General features: G+C 56.3%; 15 protein-coding genes and 1 pseudogene. 3 read left to right on the forward strand and 13 right to left on the reverse strand.

All coding sequences use genetic code 11. From position 1 onward, the window contains the following. Position 1 precedes the first annotated feature (1 nt). From DFP98_RS28155 to DFP98_RS28210, 13 genes and pseudogenes are all read right to left on the reverse strand, one after another. Positions 2-913 carry an ABC transporter permease gene (locus tag DFP98_RS28155; RefSeq protein WP_116063972.1) on the reverse strand — a complete coding sequence of 304 codons (912 nt, stop codon included), beginning with the start codon at positions 911-913 and terminating at the stop codon, positions 2-4. Between the two features lie 57 nt (positions 914-970). Next, on the reverse strand, positions 971-2503 hold the full coding sequence (locus tag DFP98_RS28160; protein WP_116063973.1) for an extracellular solute-binding protein: 1533 nt from the start codon (positions 2501-2503) through the stop codon (positions 971-973). Positions 2504-2600: 97 nt separating this feature from the next. Beyond that, on the reverse strand, positions 2601-4412 hold the full coding sequence (locus tag DFP98_RS28165; protein ID WP_116063974.1) for a cache domain-containing sensor histidine kinase: 1812 nt from the start codon (positions 4410-4412) through the stop codon (positions 2601-2603). Then, complete coding sequence (locus tag DFP98_RS28170) at positions 4409-5431, reverse strand: response regulator transcription factor (RefSeq protein WP_181917990.1); 1023 nt, start codon at positions 5429-5431, stop codon at positions 4409-4411. Before DFP98_RS28170 ends, DFP98_RS28165 begins: the two co-directional genes overlap by 4 nt. 830 nt (positions 5432-6261) lie before the next feature. Beyond that, complete coding sequence (locus DFP98_RS28175) at positions 6262-7536, reverse strand: hypothetical protein (protein WP_116063976.1); 1275 nt, start codon at positions 7534-7536, stop codon at positions 6262-6264. Continuing rightward, on the reverse strand, positions 7533-8633 hold the full coding sequence (locus DFP98_RS28180; protein ID WP_116063977.1) for a DUF58 domain-containing protein: 1101 nt from the start codon (positions 8631-8633) through the stop codon (positions 7533-7535). The genes DFP98_RS28175 and DFP98_RS28180 overlap by 4 nt, the downstream gene beginning before the upstream one ends. A 2-nt stretch (positions 8634-8635) precedes the next feature. Then, positions 8636-9598 (reverse strand): AAA family ATPase, encoded by a 963-nt coding sequence (locus DFP98_RS28185; protein WP_116063978.1) that lies wholly within the window; start codon positions 9596-9598, stop codon positions 8636-8638. A gap of 86 nt (positions 9599-9684) precedes the next feature. Then, the gene (locus DFP98_RS28190; protein ID WP_116063979.1) at positions 9685-10542 is read right to left on the reverse strand and encodes an ABC transporter ATP-binding protein; all 858 of its coding nucleotides are present in this window, start codon (positions 10540-10542) and stop codon (positions 9685-9687) included. Between the two features lie 618 nt (positions 10543-11160). Beyond that, positions 11161-12201 (reverse strand): DUF2628 domain-containing protein, encoded by a 1041-nt coding sequence (locus tag DFP98_RS28195; RefSeq protein ID WP_246016803.1) that lies wholly within the window; start codon positions 12199-12201, stop codon positions 11161-11163. 12 nt (positions 12202-12213) lie between these two features. Next, positions 12214-12276: pseudogene (locus tag DFP98_RS40325) on the reverse strand (zinc-ribbon domain-containing protein); the annotation flags it as partial. 276 nt (positions 12277-12552) lie between these two features. Continuing rightward, positions 12553-12894, reverse strand: a complete 342-nt coding sequence (locus DFP98_RS28200) for a TFIIB-type zinc ribbon-containing protein (protein WP_116063981.1) — start codon at positions 12892-12894, stop codon at positions 12553-12555. An 86-nt stretch (positions 12895-12980) separates the two neighbouring features. Further along, positions 12981-15353 (reverse strand): S-layer homology domain-containing protein, encoded by a 2373-nt coding sequence (locus DFP98_RS28205; RefSeq protein WP_116063982.1) that lies wholly within the window; start codon positions 15351-15353, stop codon positions 12981-12983. 160 nt (positions 15354-15513) lie between these two features. Further along, entirely contained in the window at positions 15514-16299 is a 786-nt protein-coding gene (locus DFP98_RS28210) for a YheC/YheD family protein (protein WP_116063983.1), read from the reverse strand. A gap of 173 nt (positions 16300-16472) precedes the next feature. On the opposite strand from DFP98_RS28210, the gene DFP98_RS28215 reads away from it, so the two are divergent. The 3 genes from DFP98_RS28215 to DFP98_RS28225 are packed head-to-tail and all read left to right on the forward strand — an operon-like array spanning position 16473 to position 19770. Beyond that, positions 16473-17705 carry a phenylacetate--CoA ligase family protein gene (locus DFP98_RS28215; protein WP_116063984.1) on the forward strand — a complete coding sequence of 411 codons (1233 nt, stop codon included), beginning with the start codon at positions 16473-16475 and terminating at the stop codon, positions 17703-17705. Positions 17706-17763: 58 nt separating this feature from the next. Further along, positions 17764-18765 (forward strand): 2,3-diaminopropionate biosynthesis protein SbnA, encoded by a 1002-nt coding sequence (sbnA, locus tag DFP98_RS28220; RefSeq protein ID WP_246016805.1) that lies wholly within the window; start codon positions 17764-17766, stop codon positions 18763-18765. Between the two features lie 36 nt (positions 18766-18801). Next, entirely contained in the window at positions 18802-19770 is a 969-nt protein-coding gene (locus DFP98_RS28225; protein WP_116063985.1) for a 2,3-diaminopropionate biosynthesis protein SbnB, read from the forward strand. Positions 19771-19774 lie beyond the last annotated feature (4 nt).

Consider the following 19774-nt stretch of genomic DNA (forward strand, 5'->3'; position numbering starts at 1 on the left):
TTCAATAGACTCCCTCCTCGCCTTTACGCTTGGCCCAACCGTTCGCCGCGACGATCAGGACAAGCCCGATGACCGACTTGAACAGTCCGACTGCCGTCGTGTAGCTGTATTCGCCCGTCAGAACGCCGTTCCGATAGACGTACGTGTCGAACACGTCCGACACATCCAGATTAAGCGAGTTCTGCATGAGCAGCACTTGCTCGAAACCGGTCTCCATCGTCTGTCCCAGCCGCAAAATAAACAGAATGATGATGACGTTGCGCAAGGCGGGCAGACTGACATGAAGCATCGTTTTCCACCGGCTGGCGCCGTCCATGACCGCGGCTTCGTACAGCGTAGGATCGATGGAAGCCAGCGCCGCGAGAAAAATAATCGCGCTCCAGCCCGATTCCTTCCAAATGTTCATCAGCACGTATAGCGGACGGAAGTAGCTCGAATCGGTCAACAGCTCGATCCGCCCCCAACCGTTAGAGGCTAACAGTTGATTAATCGCGCCCTCCTGCGTAGAGAACAGCAGCACGGAAATGCCGACAACGACAACCCAGGAGAGAAAATGCGGCATATATGTGATCGTCTGTACTGCCCGACGAAACATGCGGATGCGCGCTTCGTTAAGCAGCAATGCGAGAATGATCGGCGCCGGGAAGAAAATAAACAGGTTAAGCGCGCTCAGCACGAGCGTGTTGCGAAACAGCATCCAAAAATCCGCATCTCCGAACAGGCGTACAAAATGGTCGAAGCCTACCCACGAACTGTTCATAAAGCCGTCGAACGGTTCAAAATCCTGAAACGCGATCAGAATACCGCCCATCGGCAAGTAACGGAACAACAGGAAGAAGAGCGCCCCCGGCAAAATGAGAGCATAGAGCGGTAGGCCGCGGCGCAGTCTTCCACGAATATCTGACGTCGGCATCGTTGCACCTCCAATGAGAAGAGGGAGAGAGCTGATGCGACTCTCCCTCCTCCGGCCTTATTTCAATTCAGCGTACAGGGCGTTCGTTTCTTCGATGATCTTGTCTCCGCCGCCGTCTCTCCATGCCTTCACCGCGTCGTCGATCGATTCCACCGGCGCGCTTCCGGTAATGACTTTGACGATGGCCGCAGAAAACTTCTGGTCCAGCTGGATGCCGCTCTTCGAGAACGTCTCGGAGATCAATCCAGCGGCAGGGTTCGTCCAAGCGTACGGCTCGGTTTTCTCGAACCAGGCCAAAACTTTGTCCACGTAGGTTTTATCGTCCCAGAGGCGGATTTGAATGCCCGGATCGAAGCGGCGGATGAACCAGGTAGACAAAATTTGCGGACGGTCGTTGTCGAAGGCGTCCAGCTTTTCGTAGGTGTCGCCGTTCTTCGTATAGTGAATGCCTTCAATGCCGTTTTTCGACCAAATATAGCCTTCATCGGAGAACATGAAATCGATGACCTGCAAAATACGCTTCTGCTTCTCTTCGTCGAGCTTGGCGTTCAACACGATTTTCGTCGTGCTCGTGATCGTGTTCGCGAATCGCAGCCCAGTCGGTCCGGCAGGCGGATCGAGCTGAACGATGTCGGCCTCGGGAGCCAGCTTCTGAAGCGTCGGCACCGACTGCTTATACACTTCGTTCGGATTGACCTCGGCAATGCCGTTCGTATTGCCTTCAAGCTTGTTCCACGGATCGCGCTCCTTGTTCACCGGGAAATCCTTGTCCAGTATTCCCTCCGAGTAAGCTTGGCGTAAATATGTCGCCAGCGCTTTCCACTCTTCGGCCTGCGTCTGCATAGCCACCAAGGTGCCGTTGTCGTCCTTCCAGCGGTTAGCCAAGCCGAAAGCGCCCTTCAAGTAATCGATGCCCAGAATATCGCCGCTATTGGATACCGACATACTGAAGCCGATCGTATCCGGTCTGCCGTTGCCGTCCGGATCCTTCGTCGCAAACGCTTTGGCGACTTCATAGAATTCGTCGACCGTTCCCGGCGTCTTCAAGCCGAGCTTGTCCAGCCAATCCTGACGGATCGACAGGTTGCTGCGGAAGGCGGGAGCGTACATCGGGAGTCCGAATACTTTTCCCTTCGGGTTCATCATCGTCATCGCTTCCTCGGTCACGTTGCCGACGAGGTTAGGGTAGTCTGCAAGCAAAGGCTGCAAGTCGAGAAACACGCCTTTTTGCATCCACTTGCTGTAGGTTGAAGCATCCCAGATTTGGAAGAGGTCCGGGAAATTGTTCGATGCGGCGAGTACGTTCAGCTTCTCGTTGTAGCTGTCTCCCGGCACCCATTGGAACTTCAAGTCGATATTGAATTTGTCGTTCAAATATTTCACCATCGGGTGATCGTCGGTCCATCCGCCTCCGGCCGCCGTACTGACCATCATCGTCAGCGTCAGCTTCTTCGATGTGTCGTCCGACTGCGAGGCTCCGCTCGACGATGAGGACGCTGCGGGAGACGCGCCTCCTCCTTTATCGCCGCAGCCTGCAAGAACCAGGGCAAACGCGGTGAACGCGCAAAGCAGCAAACTGAATTTTTTCATTTCGACTCCTCCTTGGGACTATTCTTTGTTTGTTCCCCAAGTATAAATAAGACGGTCTGCGACCGCCTTATCCGGATTCTTGATTTCTTACTCAATTTCACGAAGTTGAGACGATTGGCCGCTTGAACGGAATGCGAACCGTAACGACGGTTCCTTGTCCGACAAACGAATCAAGCCGCACGCCGTATTCCCGGCCATAGCGGAGAACGAGCCGCGCGTGCACATTAGGCAGTCCGAGCGAGCCTTCCCCGCTTGACGCTTTGTCCGGCTCTTCCGTCGCCTGCTTCAGCATGGCCCGCAGTTCGTCCAGCTGTTCCTGCGGCATTCCCTTGCCGTTATCGGCAATTTCGACAAGCAGATCCTCTCCCTCGTCGTAGGCGCTTACGATGACCGCGCCGTCTCCGCCGCGCGGCTCGATGCCGTACTTCACCGCGTTTTCGACGATCGGCTGAAGCGTCAGCTTCATACACGGGCTGGACAGAAACTTGTCCGGGATAGAAAGCATGCTGGTAAAGCTGGATGGAAAACGCAGACGCACGATCTCCAAATACTTCGAGACGATGTCCAGCTCGTCGCGGAGCGTCACCTCTTCGTTCTCGAAACGCGCCGTATAGCGGTAGACGTCCGCCAAGCTGCGGGCGATTTTCTCGATTTTCGGCATATTTTCCAGGTACGCCATACTCTTAATAATGCCAAGCGTATTGTAGAGCAAGTGAGGGTTAATCTGGTTCTGCAGCGAACGAATGACCGCTTCCTTCTGACGGATCGACAGCTGCATCTCCTTGAGCTGAAGCTCGTACACCTCGCCCACCAGCTTCTGCAGCCGATCCATCATCTGATTAAACCCGCGATACAAGTAATGGATTTCGTCCGGCCTGTCGTTGACTTCTGCGCGAACGTCCAGATCTCCTGTAGCTGCTTTGGCCATGACATTCTTAAGCACGACGATCCGCTTGGTGAAGCGGTTCGCCAGCAAAGGAACGATAATCAGAATAAGCAAGGAAACGATGACGAACGTCCAAATGATCGACATCCGCACGGCCTGCAGGCCGGACTCCATCTCTGCGGACGGAACGATCGAGAAAATATTCCAGTTCATCCGGTTCGAGCGGTTGACGGAGACGTACCATTCCTCGCCTTCCCAGCTTACCTTACTAGCCGTATCGGACAGCGCATATTGAAGCTTCTCCAGCGGAGTCTCCGACATCGACCTGCCGATCCATTCCCTGTTCGGATGGTAGACGACGATGCCGTCCGACGATGCCACGAAGTGATAGCCCGTGCGGCCCAGACCGGTCTCGCCGAACTTGTTGATCACCTTCTCCGGCATAATGTCCAGCACGAAATGTCCGGCCACCTCCACCGTCTCGACGTCGAAGATCGGAAGGATGACCGAGAATACCGGGAACGGCGCCTGATTCGGATACTTCGTATAGTGGGTCGGGTACAGTTCTATTCTTTCCCCGAACGGAAGAGAAAACCAGGGTTCGTTCGAGTAGAAGTTGGATTGCGAATAATAATAGCTGAAAATCGAAATCAGCTTGTCGTGCTTGGACATCAGAAACATGCCGGCGATCTCGGGGCGATTGGTGGCCACGTATTTGCGCAGCTCCTTCTCGATCGCTTCCGTCTCTTCCGGCTTGGCGGCCGCACTCTCCCGCAGGAAATGCTGAAGCTGCTCCCCGGCGGCGAGCGGAGCGGCGGATTCGGCAAGCTGCTCCACGTACGAATCGATATCGTAGTTAAAACGCGCAGCAGCTTCGCTGGACAGCTGCCGCACGTCCCGCCCGATAACGCGGCCGACCTGGCGGTCGGCAATCGTCAGCGCGACGATCAGCGCCAGCATAATCACGAGCAGAAAACCGATGGTCATTCGCGTCCGATAGGAAGTCAAAAACTTGATGTTCATTTCAAACCCATGCCTTTGCGATAGTCGTTCGGAGTTTTGCCGGTCAGCGATTTAAACATCCGGTTAAAATGGGGGAGCGAGACGAAGCCGACCATCTCGGCCGCTTCGTAGATTTTGATGTCCTCTTCCAGCAGCAGCGTTTTCGCTTTATCGATGCGCACATTATTCAAGTATGCGATGAACGAAACGCCCGCATACTGCTTAAACAGCTGACCGAAATAAGAAGGGCTTAAATTGGCCCGCTGCGCCATTTGGCCAAGCGTGAGCGGCTGCATGTAATGCCGGTCGATATAGTCGCAAGCGCGGACCATCGCCTGTCTGGTTTCCTGCCCGGATTGCGATACGCTGACAAACGACCAGCTTTCCAGCAGCTTGCGGAACGTTTCCGCAGTCTCTGCCCGCTCGTTCCAGCCGCCGCCGGTACCTGCCGCTTGGAACGAAGGATCCATCCCTTGAATCAATTCGATCCACTTGCGTTCAAATATGGAGAAAATGGAGCCGCGGCTTCGCGTATGCGCGGTAGGCGTGTTCCAAATATGACGGAGCAGGTCGTCAAGCTCGCTCTGTCTGCTTCGGGAATCCAGAGTCGGAACGGCGTCCAGAAACGTATTGATCCGCTTCAGACATCCGTTCAACTCGCCCAGCATCGTCATGCGGGTGAGAGACCGCTTCAGCGCATCCTGCAGTTCCTCCTGGAGCACGGGCTTCATCAGATACTCGGAGACGCCGTAACGAACCGCTTGCTGCGCGTAAGTAAACTCGTCGTAACCGCTAATGATGATCGGCACGATCGGCATTCCGGTCTCATCGATTTCCTTGATCAGCTGCAGCCCGTCCATCCTCGGCATCCGAATGTCCGTCAGCAGGATGGACGGCCACAGCTCGTTCAACATATGCCAAGCGTCTTCTCCGTCCACCGCTTCTCCGACGACGGCAAATTCCCCGCCGATGCGCGAAACCATCTCGACGAGTTCGCTGCGCAGCCAATGCTCGTCTTCCGCGATGACGATCGTATACATATTGTTCATCTCCCGGTAGCTTTTGATGTCTGTTGGATGTTCTGAATAGTTTACCCGATTCCGTTACGATCGGCCAGTCTATGCAGAATATCACCGTAACTCGTCCGGGAAAATGTAGATGGCTTCTTGGAATGGGCTGACGGCTCAGTTTCTTGATTACAAGGCTATCGGAGCAACAATAATAAATCTAATGCGCGCGAGCCATGTTTGGCGACGTACTTCCTTATTCGACATGAGGCAACCTCCCGTTTCTTACGTTTGCCTCATTCTCTCATAGGTTTCGCCGCTGCTGAAGGTGGGGCAGGTTTGACGCTTACTCTAAAAGTGTCATCGCATGAGCTTATTGGCTTAATCTCGGGTGGAGTGGGGCGGATAAGTCCCTCTCGCGGCCTTATGCACCCGTTCCCGGAACGAATGTGGCGGATAAGTCCCTCCTGCGGTCTTATGCCCCCGACCCCAAGACGAATCTAGCGGATAAGTCCCTCCCGCGGTCTTATGCACCCGTTCCCGGAACGAATGTAGCGGATAAGTCCCTCCTGCGGTCTTATGCCCCCGACCCAAGACGGATGTAGCGGATAAGTCCCTCCCGCGGTCTTATGCACCCGTTCCCGGAACGAATGTGGCGGATAAGTCCCTCCTGCGGTCTTATGCACCCGCTTCCGGAACGAATGTGGCGGATAAGTCCCTCCTGCGGTCTTATGCACCCGTTTCCGGAGCCGCATGTTCTTACCGGCACCTGCATCCTGACAGCACCAACTTTAGCCGAATCTCCAAATAGACCGGCGGTCACAGCTTCCTTCGCTGTGACCGCCGGTCTGAATATTGCTTCTTTAGGTGCGCAGCTCCTCAACCTCTTCGGAGGAAATATCGTGCGAGCTGTATCTGGCTTTGCCGTACAGGTCGGCTAAGCCTCTGCGAACGCGGCGAAGCCAGCTCCCATCGTCGACTTGGCGATCCTTGGTTGGGCGGCGGCTTTTGTCCGGCGCGGTCGACCGCTGCGACTGCCAGCTCTCGAGCGACTCCAGCGTTTCGCCGGGCGTATCCGCAGACCGAAAAGCGTAGCCCTGCCGAATGCCCGTCTCCACCGCGTCCTCGTATAATCGCCGCACCTTCTCGGAATTGCTGAGCTTATCCCAATCCGTGCGGGAGCGTTTGCCGCGCAGCAGCGATGCCAGCCCTCCCTGCCTCGCTTTCTTCTCGTTGCGTAGACTGCGCCGCTCTTCGACGTACGGGAGCGGCTCCGCGACGCGCTGCTCTTTCGTAAACCAGTCTCTAATCTTCTGGAGCAAGCCGCGCCAGGTCCATGTCCGATCCCTCCACAGCAGTCTGACGAACCAGGCCAGGCCAATTAAGGCAAACCCCGAAAACACCCAGAACAGGTAATCCCAAATCGGGCTTGGCTTTCCGGCCTCCTTCATTCCTTCCAGCGGAAACTGAGGCTGCATCTGCGCGGGCGGCTCCAGCTCCACCCCGATGTCCTCCAGGATCGGAGACATGTTGACTTTTTTCGGAGTCAACCACTTCTCGCCATAGCCGACGGTCACGGCGATCGCCAGCACGCCCAGTGCCGTAAACACGATTGCGTATTTGCGACTGGACAGAAGCACCGTTCGGGTAACGATGCCGTTGTCGAGACCCGCCTTCTCGATCAAGCTGCGGTTAAATGAGACGAACCAGCCGATCATCCATAGCACGCTCAACACAACGGTGACCGTTCGGTAGCCGACCCAGGCTTCATTTATCGCAATCGCCAACAGCGTCAAGCAGCATATGCCGAATGCGAACGCGTACTGCCAGTAATCGAAACGCCGAAACCGCCCTCTCCAGAGAGCGGCGCATAGCAGGATCAGCAGCGGAAGCTGATCCGTGAACCATACTATTCCTACAGCGACTAATGCCAGAGAGATCGTCAGCAGCGCAAGCTTATGCCACAGCGAAGGCAGGCGGGCGACGATAAGTCCGGCAACGATGCAGAACAGCGCGATCGCAGCCGTTCCAAGTTTGTCCGGCAGGCTCATCCTCGCAGTAAGCAGCAGCAGAGCGGGCAGCCACAGCACGGCTTCCAGCAAAATTCTCATCCCGAGCTTCCCGGCTTTCCCGGTCATCGACCGACTCCTCCTTTCACCGCGAACAGCAACTGAACCGTATTTCCCTGATTTCTCAGTCGACGAACCAGTTCCTCCTGCTTGCCGTCGATAAATGCAGTAACGAGCAAGTAATTTTGCCCCCGCGTACGTTCCTCGACCAACTGCTCCAGCAAGAAGCTCAGTCCCAACGCCGTAACCGGGCGGAAGCTCGCCATTGCTTCGAGCAGGCTGTCCATATGCGCGGCACCGCCCCTGACCGGAGCTCTGTAGACGCCAGCCTCTTCCCCGACTCGGATCCCGTTAAAAATAAAACCGGCCTTCCCTCCGCCCGAAATGACATATTGTGCGGCGGAAGCCGCATAGCTAAGCGCGCTCTCGAAATCCTCCGGCTCGATGCGCCGATTGCCGGTCTGGTCGAGCAGCTCCGCATTTAAAATGACGATCAGGTCGTTGTCCCGCATGCTCTCCCGCTTGTGGACCAGCAGTTGCCCCGTTTTGGCCGAGGCGCTCCAGTTGACCATACGCATAGAGTCCCCTTCCCGGTATGGCCGAATGCCGGAGACGTCGGGGTGATCCTCCATGATCGGGCTCGCCATGCTTCTGACGCTCTGCAGATACTTCCTCGCGTCCAGCGGAAAATCGCGAAGATCTCTCAGCGCCGGATAGACGATCAGCTCGCATTCCGACTTCCCCTGCGACGACTTGCCCGGAATCCCGACCCAGTCGCCCAGCGTGACGGTATAGCTGTCTACTTTATATTTACCTCGGTGCGTGCATATAATTTCGTGCTTGCGCACAATCTCCGTATAAGAGGGAACGCTGAACAAGCTGGCATGGTTTTGCAGCCGATCTCCCCGGTGAATCGACGTATCCGCCTCGCGCTGCTTAAATTCAAGCTGGCCGGGCAGCATCGTCTCCACGCGCATCCACGGAAGCGGCATGCGCTTGCGGTTCGCGATCGTCTCGCTCATCCACACCGACTGTCCCGCATGCAGCCTAAACGCGCTGAAGGAACGGGAGTACGACAGACCCCGAAACCCGAAAAAATTAAACAGGACCCTCTGCGCCATATAAAGCACGAACATCAGCAGTACGATCCAGATGATCGCCGACATCTCTACCTCGACTCCAGTCCGGCTTCCGTCGGAACGGGAATGCCCGCCAGCAAGCTGTCCAGCAGCGGATGAGCCCGGTTGGTTTCGCCTCTGAACGTATCCTTCAGAATGAGCCGATGAGCGAATACCGGCTTCACCAGGGATTTGACATCATCGGGAAGCACATATTCCCTTCCTCTCAGCAGCGCGCGAGCCTGCGCAGCCTTCAACAGCTGCAAGCTGCCGCGCGGGCTGACGCCGAAGGAGATGTCCGAATGACTTCGCGTCGCAGCGACGATGGCCAGCAAATAGTCGTAGACGGCGTCGGAAACGTGAACCTTCGGCACCTGAGCCTGCAACTCCCGGATTTCGTCGCGACCTAGAACCGCTTGCAGCTCGTCCAGCGGATTGTCGGACGTAAAACGCTTCAAGATCGCGAGTTCCTCATCGCCCGACGGGTAGCCCATCGAGAGGCAGAGCATAAAGCGGTCCAGTTGGGCTTCCGGCAGCGGGAACGTGCCATGGTTATCGATCGGGTTCTGCGTGGCGACAACGATAAAAGGAGAATCCAGCGGATAAGTCGCGCCGTCTATTGTAACCTGGCGCTCCTCCATACATTCCAGCAGACTCGATTGGGTGCGTGGAGTGGCTCGATTCAATTCGTCCGCCAGCAAAATATTGGCGAAGACGGGGCCGCGGCGAAGCTCGAATTGCGCGGTCTGCTGATTAAATACGTTAATTCCGGTCACATCCGAAGGGAGCAGATCGGCCGTAAATTGTATGCGCTTCATTTCGCAGGCGAGCGAACGGGCCAGCGACTTGGCCAGCAGCGTCTTGCCCGTTCCCGGGACGTCCTCCAGAATGACGTGCCCCGGCGCGAGAAGCGCGATCAGCAAATGCTCAAGAACGGATTCCTTCCCTACGACGACAGAGCTGACATTGGCGATAACAGACGATAATTTATGCTCGACGGTTTGCTTGTTCACGACGCAAAAACACCCTCCTCCGTTTCCTATATTCTAGCATAGCGGAGAAGGGTGTGAAGTCGAGAATTCACAACTATTCGGTTAACTTACGCCATCGCCTGCACTCTGCGGTCTTCGTACGCTTCCTTCGCGGAATCCTCGACATGACGATCGGCCGGATCCTCCGCCAGGCCATAAGGCAGACACATCGGAGCTCCCGTGCGCGGGTCCGGGATGACATCGGCGTCGATATTGAACACGTCGCGCAGCATCTGCGGAGTCATGACGACTTCCGGGTGGCCTTCATACAGTACGGTGCCGCTCTTCAGCGCCACAAGATGCTGGGCGTATCGGGCCGCATGATTAAGATCGTGCACCACCATAATAATCGTGCGTTTCTGCTCTTTGTTCAGCTTCTCCAGCAGAATCATGACCTCCATCTGGTGGGCCATGTCCAGGAACGTCGTCGGCTCGTCGAGCAGCAGCACCTCCGTGCCTTGCGCCAAAGCCATGGCGATCCAGGCGCGCTGACGCTGACCGCCGGACAGATGGTCGACCGGACGGCTGGAGAACGTCGACATGCCGGTCGCCTGCAGCGCCCAATCGATCATCCGATTGTCTTCCGAGGAAAGTACGCCGAACCCTTTCTGGTGCGGATAACGACCGAACGAAACCAGTTCTCGGACCGTCAAGCCTTCCGGAGAGGTCGGGTTTTGCGGCAGAATGGCCAGATTCTTGGCCACCTCCTTCGTCGGCTGACGATGGATGAGCTTGCCGTCCAGATAGACGCCTCCTTGCGCAGGCGTTAGAATACGCGCCATCGACTTGAGGATCGTCGATTTGCCCGACCCGTTCGCTCCTACGAGCGCCGTAATCAGACCGTCCGGTACATGCAAGTTCAGTTCCTCTACAATACTCCGGCTGCCGTAGGCCAGCGACAAGTGACTCGTGCTTAATCGGGACATCTCTCATCCACCCTTTTATATGTTGAAAACGATTCTCATTAAACATCTATGCTATGAATGATAATCGTTCTCACTTCCATTGTCAATGGAAATCGGCAAATTGAACGCTGAAGGCGCTTGCCGTCGGCAACGTCTTGTCCGGTCGAATTGGCAACATTGGCTTATTAAGCTCGCAAGTAAAAAACGCCTTCTGTGTCCTTGAGGCTGAAGCAGCCTTGCAGAGACACACAAAAGTTGAGGCAGGGAAGTTTTACAACACAGCTCGAATAAGGCTTAAATGGCAAACATTTGATCGAAAAAACGTACAAAGCCGCTCTGCTCAGGCTCAAACGACGGACGTTTGTATGAAAAACCGTATAAATCAATCAAGATCAGGGACTCCATATCACTAAGGCGTCTTCGACGAGTATATGGATAACTTACGACCCTGCTTATGAGACAGCCCCTTCCGTTTGCAGTTGTCCGGTCAACCTCTGTACAGCGGCACGCTTCCCTGCCTGGGGCCGGACGGCGGGAGCAGCCGATCGACTGGCGAGAAGCCCGACGCTTTGATTGCTATACAGCCTCGGCCAGACTCCCGCCCACGAACAATCTCCCGGTACCCTGCCGATTGTTATATCAGGCCAATCGTCCCTTCACTGAAAATTTCCCTTTGGAAATGACTCTATCGTCCATAACGATCTTAAGCGTATAGTCTCCCGGTTTAGGAGCGTCGAAGCGGTGAATTACCCCCGGCCAATCCGAAGGAACCTTAAGCTCCCAGCGATCTACGACTTTGCTGTCCGAACCTTGGCGAATTTCAAGAATGACTTCGATATCTCCGGCTTTCCCCGGGAATCCGAAGCCATAATGGATTGACTCGTTTTCCTCGAATACGCTGGTCTGATCTGTGATGGCGCTGCCGGATTCGGAACGCCCGAACTGGATATCCGTCTTGCCGAAATTGGGAAAAAGAACAAATAAATTAATTATGATATACACGGTCAGCAGTCCAATCGCCATAAACACGCTTATAAAGCTCGTTCCTCCCTTTTGAGACAACGCTTTGAGTTTGAGGGAGCGTTCCAGCGGATAGCGATTGATTTTATCGATCTGTTTGGTCGTATGCTTGTAATATAAGGCATTGGCGCCCAGTGCGATACCTACTGAACAAAATAAGCCGGAGCCTACGTTGTTCACCTCGAGATCGAAGGCAATATTAACAATGTCGATGGCTATCCAAACACCTAATAATAGGAGTACGATTCCGTATTGCTTGCGGTACGCCAGCCAGAAGTAGGAAAGGAAAAACGCGGCCCAGTTCCAGCCGATATCCTTCGCGGGCGTGGCGCTCTTGCTCCACTTGCGCAAGTAGTAGCCGGAATTCCGCTGCACGAACGCCGATACTTGCTCGTCGAAGTCATCGGCCGGATAATCGGGGGGCGCCGCGAATGACGGACGTTCCTCTAATCGATCCGCTATCCGTTCCGTCGAATGATTGGCAGGCCGATCTATCGTTTGATCTGCGGATTCGTCTTTCAACTGCGTCGCTTGCGGCTCCGGCGACCTCTCCTCCGACGGATTCCCGTGATGCTCCGGCAGCCTTCCCGCCATCGGCTTCTCCAGACTCACCGTCGGCTTCTCCACAGGCGGATTCGCTTGCGGTTCCGCAGTCCCCACATCAACCTTACCCCCGCACCGGCTGCAAAACCGGGCATGCTCAGGCAAGCTTTGTCCGCACTGAGTACAAAACAATGTCTACACAACCTTTGCTTTTTCGTTTGATTCCTCCCTTTTTCGACAATAGTTGTGGAAAACCCTTCCTTTACCGGCAGCTCCCCCCTTCGTTCATAAACAATGGGCAATCCCCCAAGCAAGGTATACAAGACTATCCATGCAAAATAAGGTATCTATCCCCTCTCGATCGGAGGGAGATAGATACCCGCTACATTCGTCCTGCGATAATCACTCGGAACGATTTTGCTTATTTATGGGATAGACAGCCCCTATACAACGGATGCCTTCCGTTGCTTAATCGAACAAGTCGCCGAAGAGATCCATAACGCTTTTTTTCTTTTTCTTGTGCGGGTAATGACCATGTTGCGGATACTGTTGCTTCGGATACGGTTGCTGTTGCTGCGGAGGCGCGTACTGTTGAGGAGGGTAGTTCCCCTTCTGCTGCTCGTAGCCCTCCGAAGAATCGCCGTAATACCAGTCATTATAGTCTTGACGCACCTCTCTGACGTCTTGCATCAGCTTCTCCAGCTCTCCGCGGTCCAGCCACACCCCTTTGCATGTTGGGCATACGTCGATGAGAATCCCGTTTCTCTCCACTTCCCTCATTCGGCTGTCGTTGCATACCGGGCAGTTCATAATCTTAACCTCCTTGTTTTGGGTCCTCCTCCTTCTACGTCGGTTGTCCTAGAACGGTTTCTTCCAAAAAGATATGTTCTTGTCCGTTATTTTTGAGCTATGGCCGCCAGCGTCTTCAACAGAACCGTTGCCGCTTCCGCCCTCGTCGCAGGATCCTTCGGGAAGAAGCCATTGTCTCCTTTCCCTCGCATTATGTCCAGCTTCTTCATCTCGGCCGCGGCCCCGACGGCCCAGTCCGGAATGTCCCGATCGTCCGCGAATCCTGCTGAGCGAGCATCCGCCGCCAAGCTTAACGCCCTTGCCACCATCACGGCCATCTCCGCCCTCGTAATCAGGGCGTCCGGACGAAAGTTGCCGTTCGCATCGCCTTGGATAAGTCCCGCTCCTGCGGCTTGCGCAACGGCTGCCCGGGCCCACTGTCCAATTCGGTCCGCGTCCTTGAAGCTTAGAATCGTCCCTTGGTTTGAGAGCTTTAACGCGTTCGTCAGCATCACTGCGAATTCCGCGCGCGTCACGGTGCGATTGGGGCGGTATGAGCCGTCCGGATAACCCTCCACAATCCCTTTCCTTGCCGCATCCAGGATATCGGCTTCCCCCCAATGACCCGCGATATCGGTAAAGGCAGGCTTAGGCTCCTCAATGTCCGGCGAGCTCGAAGGATCAGCCGGATCTTCGACGGTTACCGGCTTGGCGCCGGCCCCCGAACTTCCTCCTCCAGAGCCGCCTCCGTTTCCGCCGTTGGAACGCGCATTGACGCGCACGGCAACCGTTGCCGCCACGGCAGGATTCGCGCGCAAAGCGGCCGTTATCGTAACGTCTCCGGCAGAGGACGGCGCCGTAAAGAGAGCGCTGAACCGGCCGTTCGCGTCCGTCATCGCGCTCGCGCTTCCGAAGCTGCCCGACGAAGCCGCGAGGTCGACCCCCACGCCGGAGACTGGAAGACCGCCAACGCCGTAGACGACTCCCGTGACCGATACACTGTCTCCGGTCAATACTTGGGCGGGCGTCGCTCCAACTGCGATATGGTCGGGCACAAGGAAGTTCAGCCCGCTAGCGGCCGATGCAACAACGATGTCCTGACTTGTGGACACCGTAAAATTTTCAGAGCCGTAGCTGCCCGCAGGAGGATTGGCAACGCCTCGTATCGCAACGGACACCCGGCTATTCGCCGACACGTTTTGCGGTAACGTAATCGTCGCCTCTTCGGCGGCGTTCTGGATTAACGCGGACGAGGCTGTGCCGTTAATCGTGTAATTCAGGTTTGAAGCCGGAAGAGTTGTACCGGACGGTACATGCAGAGTAAGGGTGTCCGAGCCCCCCTCCAGAGCTCCGTAAGCGCCTGTATCGAACTCGACGATCCAGTCCGCCGCGGCCTCTCCTGCATTGGATCCGCTCGCAACGCCGACGTTCGATACGGCTGATATTCGATGCGTCCACGTTTTCTCGAACAGATAGTCTTCGCTGTAACCGCTGAACAGAACGGATTGCCCTCTCCCGCTATCGAAGACCATATTGGATAAACTGAGCTGCGGCAAATTCGCCTCCGTCTGCTCCGTCCAATTCATTCCGTCCCAGAACCATACGTCGTCTTTGGGGATGTACCCCGCTTCGCCACCGACCAGGATGACTTTTTCGAGATTCGAATCGTAGGCCATGCTTGCGAAGACTCGCGGAGCAGGCGAAGCAGCCGGCGCCCGAAGATTCCACTTCAGACCATCCCATATCCACGTCGTATTCGAAACATAAGGGAAATTGCTCGTATATCCGCCGAAAAGCACAACTTGATCGTTTTTCTTGTCATACGCGATGCTTGTCCGATTAATCGTCGTCGGAGAATCGTTCGGATCGGCCGGTGTGGCGTCTCTCCAGCTTGTTCCGTTCCATATCCAGGTATCCTTCAGATCCCCGTTCTCTCCCCACCCGCCATACAGAAGAACCTCGCCGTCTCCGATGTACGTCATGCTGAACTCGATCCGCCCCGGAGGATAGTTCGCGCTCGTATCCGCAGGGGTTACGTTGCTCCATTTTGTTCCGTCCCATAACCACGTTTCGTTAAAAATGCCGGCAGCATCGTTTCCTCCGAAGAGCAAAATGCCTTTGCCTGGACCCGCGTAAGCCATCTCTCCGTAAATACGCGTTGACGGTGAATCGCTGGGATCTGCGGGAGTTACGTCCGTCCACCTCTGGCCGTCCCACATCCAGGTATCGTCCAGATCATCGTAGTTGATATCCACACCGCCGAAAAGCAAGGTACTACCGCTATCCTCGTCGAAGGCCATCGCCGAAGCGAATCGCGCGACCGGTCCGGGCGACGATTGATCAACCTCCTTCCAAGGGGGTTGGCTATAGCCGCCTCCACCCACGGCTGCTCCCGCGAAAGGAGGCAAAGAAACACCGAACAAACCTATGATCAGCGTCACGATCCAGCATTTCCTAGCATTTGCGAACAACTTGTCCATTCCCGTTCACCTCTTGAAATAAGATCAGCTCACTTTCATTTTAGTTAACGCCAATAAAAGAATAATAAATAACTCCGCGCCAAAAACCCCGAAAACCGCGCGGGGAAAGAGCTCGCACGGTTTTCGGGTAAATTTCGTTTGTCGGCGATTAATCGCTGCATTATCCGCCGCCCCGTCTTGCTTTCGTGCAGTTCAAGGCGTACGTACGTCCGTATCCTCGCGCGTATCGGATGATGCGCCGCAGCATGGAGCGGTCGTCCAGCCTTGTGAACGGACAAGGATCGGGCCGCGTATTCACCTCGATAATCCATGCCCGCTTGCGCCGATCGACCGCTATGTCCAACCCAAGCTCTTTCATCCGGGGGTACGATCGCTCGAAACGCTTTGCGGTCGCATGCGCCATGCTGCCGAACCTGCTCAGCAGCTTCTTCGCCTGCTTCTTCCCCGCCGTGCGCCGCAGCAGGCTGCGCGCGGCGTAAATGCTCCCTCCCTGGCTGCCGTTCGTCACCGCTTTGCGAGGAGAAGCTACCCGCGCGGCCACGCCGGTTACCTTCCAGCCGTTTTTGCGCCCCTTCTGGACCACGACTCGATAATCGATCGGTCTTCCTCTTAGCCTCAACACATGAATGCCGCGCTGCACCAAATACGGCTTCCGGCCTATTCGCTTGCGCACCCATCCGAACAAATTGGCACGGCTGGCGAACACACGGCGCTTCGCGCCATCGCGTACAGCCCATCCGCCGCGCGCCCTCTCTATTCTCATAACGCCTACGCCGCAAGATCCAAACACCGGTTTGATGTATACCATCCCGTATCGGCTAAGCATCCTACCGAGCGATGAGGACGTCAGACGCCGCGTTGCCGGGATATGCCGGACCAATGCGGCGGAACCTTCCAGCAGCTTCGTCTTGATCCATTTGCTCGATTCCGTCGTCCGCTTGCTCATTTTCCTCGTCAGCTCCCTTCCTTTTCCCTTCAAGGGTATCGCTTTACGATCAAAGTATGGACAGCAGACCCGAAACGGCAGGGCCGACGCCTAGCTCCGCAAGGAAGAACGCGAGACGCTCGCGCACATATATATAATTATCGGCCTTTGAAGGCGGAAGCGGAGGAATCGCCATGAGTTTATCGCCTTTTCACGCCAAGATCGATAGGACCGTTCGTCTGTTTCCTTGGTACGGACAGCTTCTCTCGGATGCGGGCATCGACCGGTTCGCGGTTCGTTCGATCGAACGGCTTCCCTTAATGACGTCTGAGCTGCTGGAGCGTTACTACTACAGCCGCGAGCTGCCGTATGCCGAGGATGGCGTTGTCGGACGGACGACGTCATATCGAACGTCGGGAACGAGTACGAACCGGCGGAAAACGATTTTCTATTCTGCCGAGGACGAAAATCATTATATTCGCATCAAAGCGGAGCTGTTTCGACGGATTATCGAGCCTGCCGGCGCTTCGACTGCGCTCTCGGATATGGGAACGGGCCATGCGGCAGGCACCGCTCTGGACGTATTTGCGAGAATCGGCGTTGCGGCGGATTCTATCTCGTTCGAACAGCCGATCGGTCGTCATCTGGAACGGCTCGGAACGCTGCGGCCACACGTTCTCTATACGATGCCGTCGATTCTCGATCGCCTTCTGGCCGCGGCCGAGGACGACCCTGCCGGTTACGGACTCCGCAGCGTCCTCCTGGTCGGCGAGATCGCCGCCCCCTCCTGGCGTCGCAGCGTAGCGGAGAGACTCGGACTGCATGAGGAACGTATCACCGACACATACGGCTCGATTGAGATCGGCACAATCGCGAGCTACTCGCATGAACATGGACGTTATTTGTTTGCCGAAGGCATTAAGGCCGAGGGAATATCGGCGGAGGCTCTGGGCGGCGGATGGGAGCCGCTGCAGGATGGGGAATCCGTACTTGTGCTGACCTCGCATGTTCGCGAGCTTTTTCCCGCCTTGCGTTTCGTCACCTATGACGTTGTCCGGGATTTGCGACCGATTCGAGTGGATGGGAAGTGGCGGCAGAGCTTCGAGGCACTCGTGCGCCGGATCGGGCCGGAGCTGAAGCACGGAGAGAAGATCAGCGTGTACGATATCGAAAACGTCGTCTATCGCCATTTGAGAGAGGCCCATGTCGCCATCCATGTGCGCGGGAACAAGCTGACGGTGCATATCGGCAGCCGCAGCCCTGTGGGCGCCGCTGTTTGCGAGAGCATCGAGCGAGAGCTGGCCGAGCGCATTCCCGAGATCGGGGCTATGATCCGCGGCGGGATTTTGGAGGCAATTCGAGTCGTGCCCGAGGAGGCAGCATATGACGGACCGGCGATTAAGCGGAAAAAGGTCTTCTATGATTGAGGGGGGGATGACGGGGAATGGCGATGATGCCGGGAGAAACATCAGGAGACAGCTGCGATTGAGGAAAGGGGCGGGGCGGATGGGTGATCTCGATCCGGGTTTGATGGACGCAACGGAAGCGCTGGACGGCATCGGAAGCGCGATTGGCAGGACGCCCCTCGTTACTTTGAGCCGACTATTTCGGGAAGAGACGTTCCGCGTATACGGAAAGCTGGAGATGATGAATCCGGGCGGCAGCGCCAAGGATCGCCCTGCGCTTCGCATCATACGCGAAGCGATTCGTTCGGGGGACATTCGCCGGGGGACGACGGTTATCGAATCGAGCTCGGGAAATATGGCGGTTAGCTTGGCGCAAATTTGCCGAGGACTGGGGCTTCGGTTTATTTGCGTCGTAGATCCCCGTACGACCGAGAGCCATCTGCGCCTCATTCGGCTACTGGGGGGAGAGGTCGAGCTGGTCTCTTCGCCGGACCCGGTTAGCGGAGACTATTTGCCGGCGCGGATTGAGCGAGTGAAGCAGCTGCAGCGACAGATCGGCAATGGCTATTGGACAAACCAGTACGGCAACCCGAACAATTATTTGGCCCACTACGAGACGACGATGCCGGAGATGATGGAGGCGCTGCCGCGCATCGATTATTTGTTTTGCGGGGTCAGCTCCTGCGGAACGATACGAGGCTGCGCCGAACGGTTGAAGGACGGCGGGCTGCCAACGACGATTGTTGCGGTAGACGCGGCGGGCAGCGTGATTTTTGGCGGAGCGAAGGGGACGCGAAAATTTCCCGGACTGGGGGCGGCGATGGTGCCTCCGATCGCCCGAGCGGAGCTGATCGACCGAATCGTATATGCGACGGAACGGGAGTGCGTGGATATGTGCCGAGAGCTGCTGCGCTCGGAGGGGATTCTCGCCGGCGCTTCCTCCGGCGGCGTTCTGGCGGCGATTCGCTCTCTTCGGGACGACATTCCGCCGGGTTCCGTCTGCGCTGCGATACTGCCCGATCGCGGGGACCGCTACTTGGACACCGTGTACAACGATGAATGGGTCGCAAACAACGTGTGAGTCCGAACAACAAATAGGGAGGAGGTTCTACGCAACATGATCTACCTGAATGACGGACATATCCGGCAGCTTGGTGCGGATTGGCCTTTGTTAGCGGGACTGATTGCGCAGACGACGGCTTTGCTTGGCACTTCGGAGACGGTTCAACCGTTGAAGCCTTACTTGCGGTTCCGGGAGCCGGGCAATCGGATCATCGCCATGCCTGCCTTCGTCGGAGGCGAGACGGAGATGAGCGGCATCAAGTGGATCGCCAGCTTTCCGGGCAACACCAAGCTCGGGCTCCCCCGGGCGCATGGCTCGATCGTCCTGAACGATCCGACTACCGGCGCTCCCGTAGCGTTCCTGTGCGGCGGCTTGCTTAACGAATTGCGAACGGCGGCGGTAAGTGCGGCGATGCTTAGCGCTTATTTTCAATTAGGGCGTCGCGAACGCTATCGGATCGGAATTATCGGTTGGGGACCGATCGGTAAAAGACATTATGATATGATCGCGACGATGTTCGGAGAAAAAGTGGAAGGCATGAAGCTGTTCGACATTCGAGGAATCGATCCCGCCTCAGTCGGCACGGGGGTTCGGCAGACCAAGGCGACCGTATGCGATAATTGGCAGGAAGTTTACCGGGAGAGCGATGTAGTTGTGACCTGCACAGTCTCGCCCACTCGTTACATCGACGAGCCCCCCGTGCCGGGATCGCTGCTGGTGAACGTTTCCCTGCGGGACTACGAGCCAAGGTGTGTACGCGGGACACAGGTTATCGTCGACAGCTGGCAAGAGGTTTGCCGAGAAAATACAGATATCGAGCAGTTGCACCTGCACGAAGGATTAGCGGAACAGGATACGATGACGTTCCGGGACGCGATCCGAGGAGACCGACTTTGTTCGCTAATGCCGGATGTTCCGATCTTTTTTAATCCAATGGGCATGGCCGCCTTCGATATTGCAGTTGCAGCTTACTATTGGCGGGAAGCGGTCCTCAAGAGCGTTGGCGTCCATTTGGATGCATAGCGGG

Origin of the sequence: Cohnella phaseoli, assembly GCF_003386235.1 — a bacterium.
Lineage (GTDB): Bacteria > Bacillota > Bacilli > Paenibacillales > Paenibacillaceae > Cohnella > Cohnella phaseoli.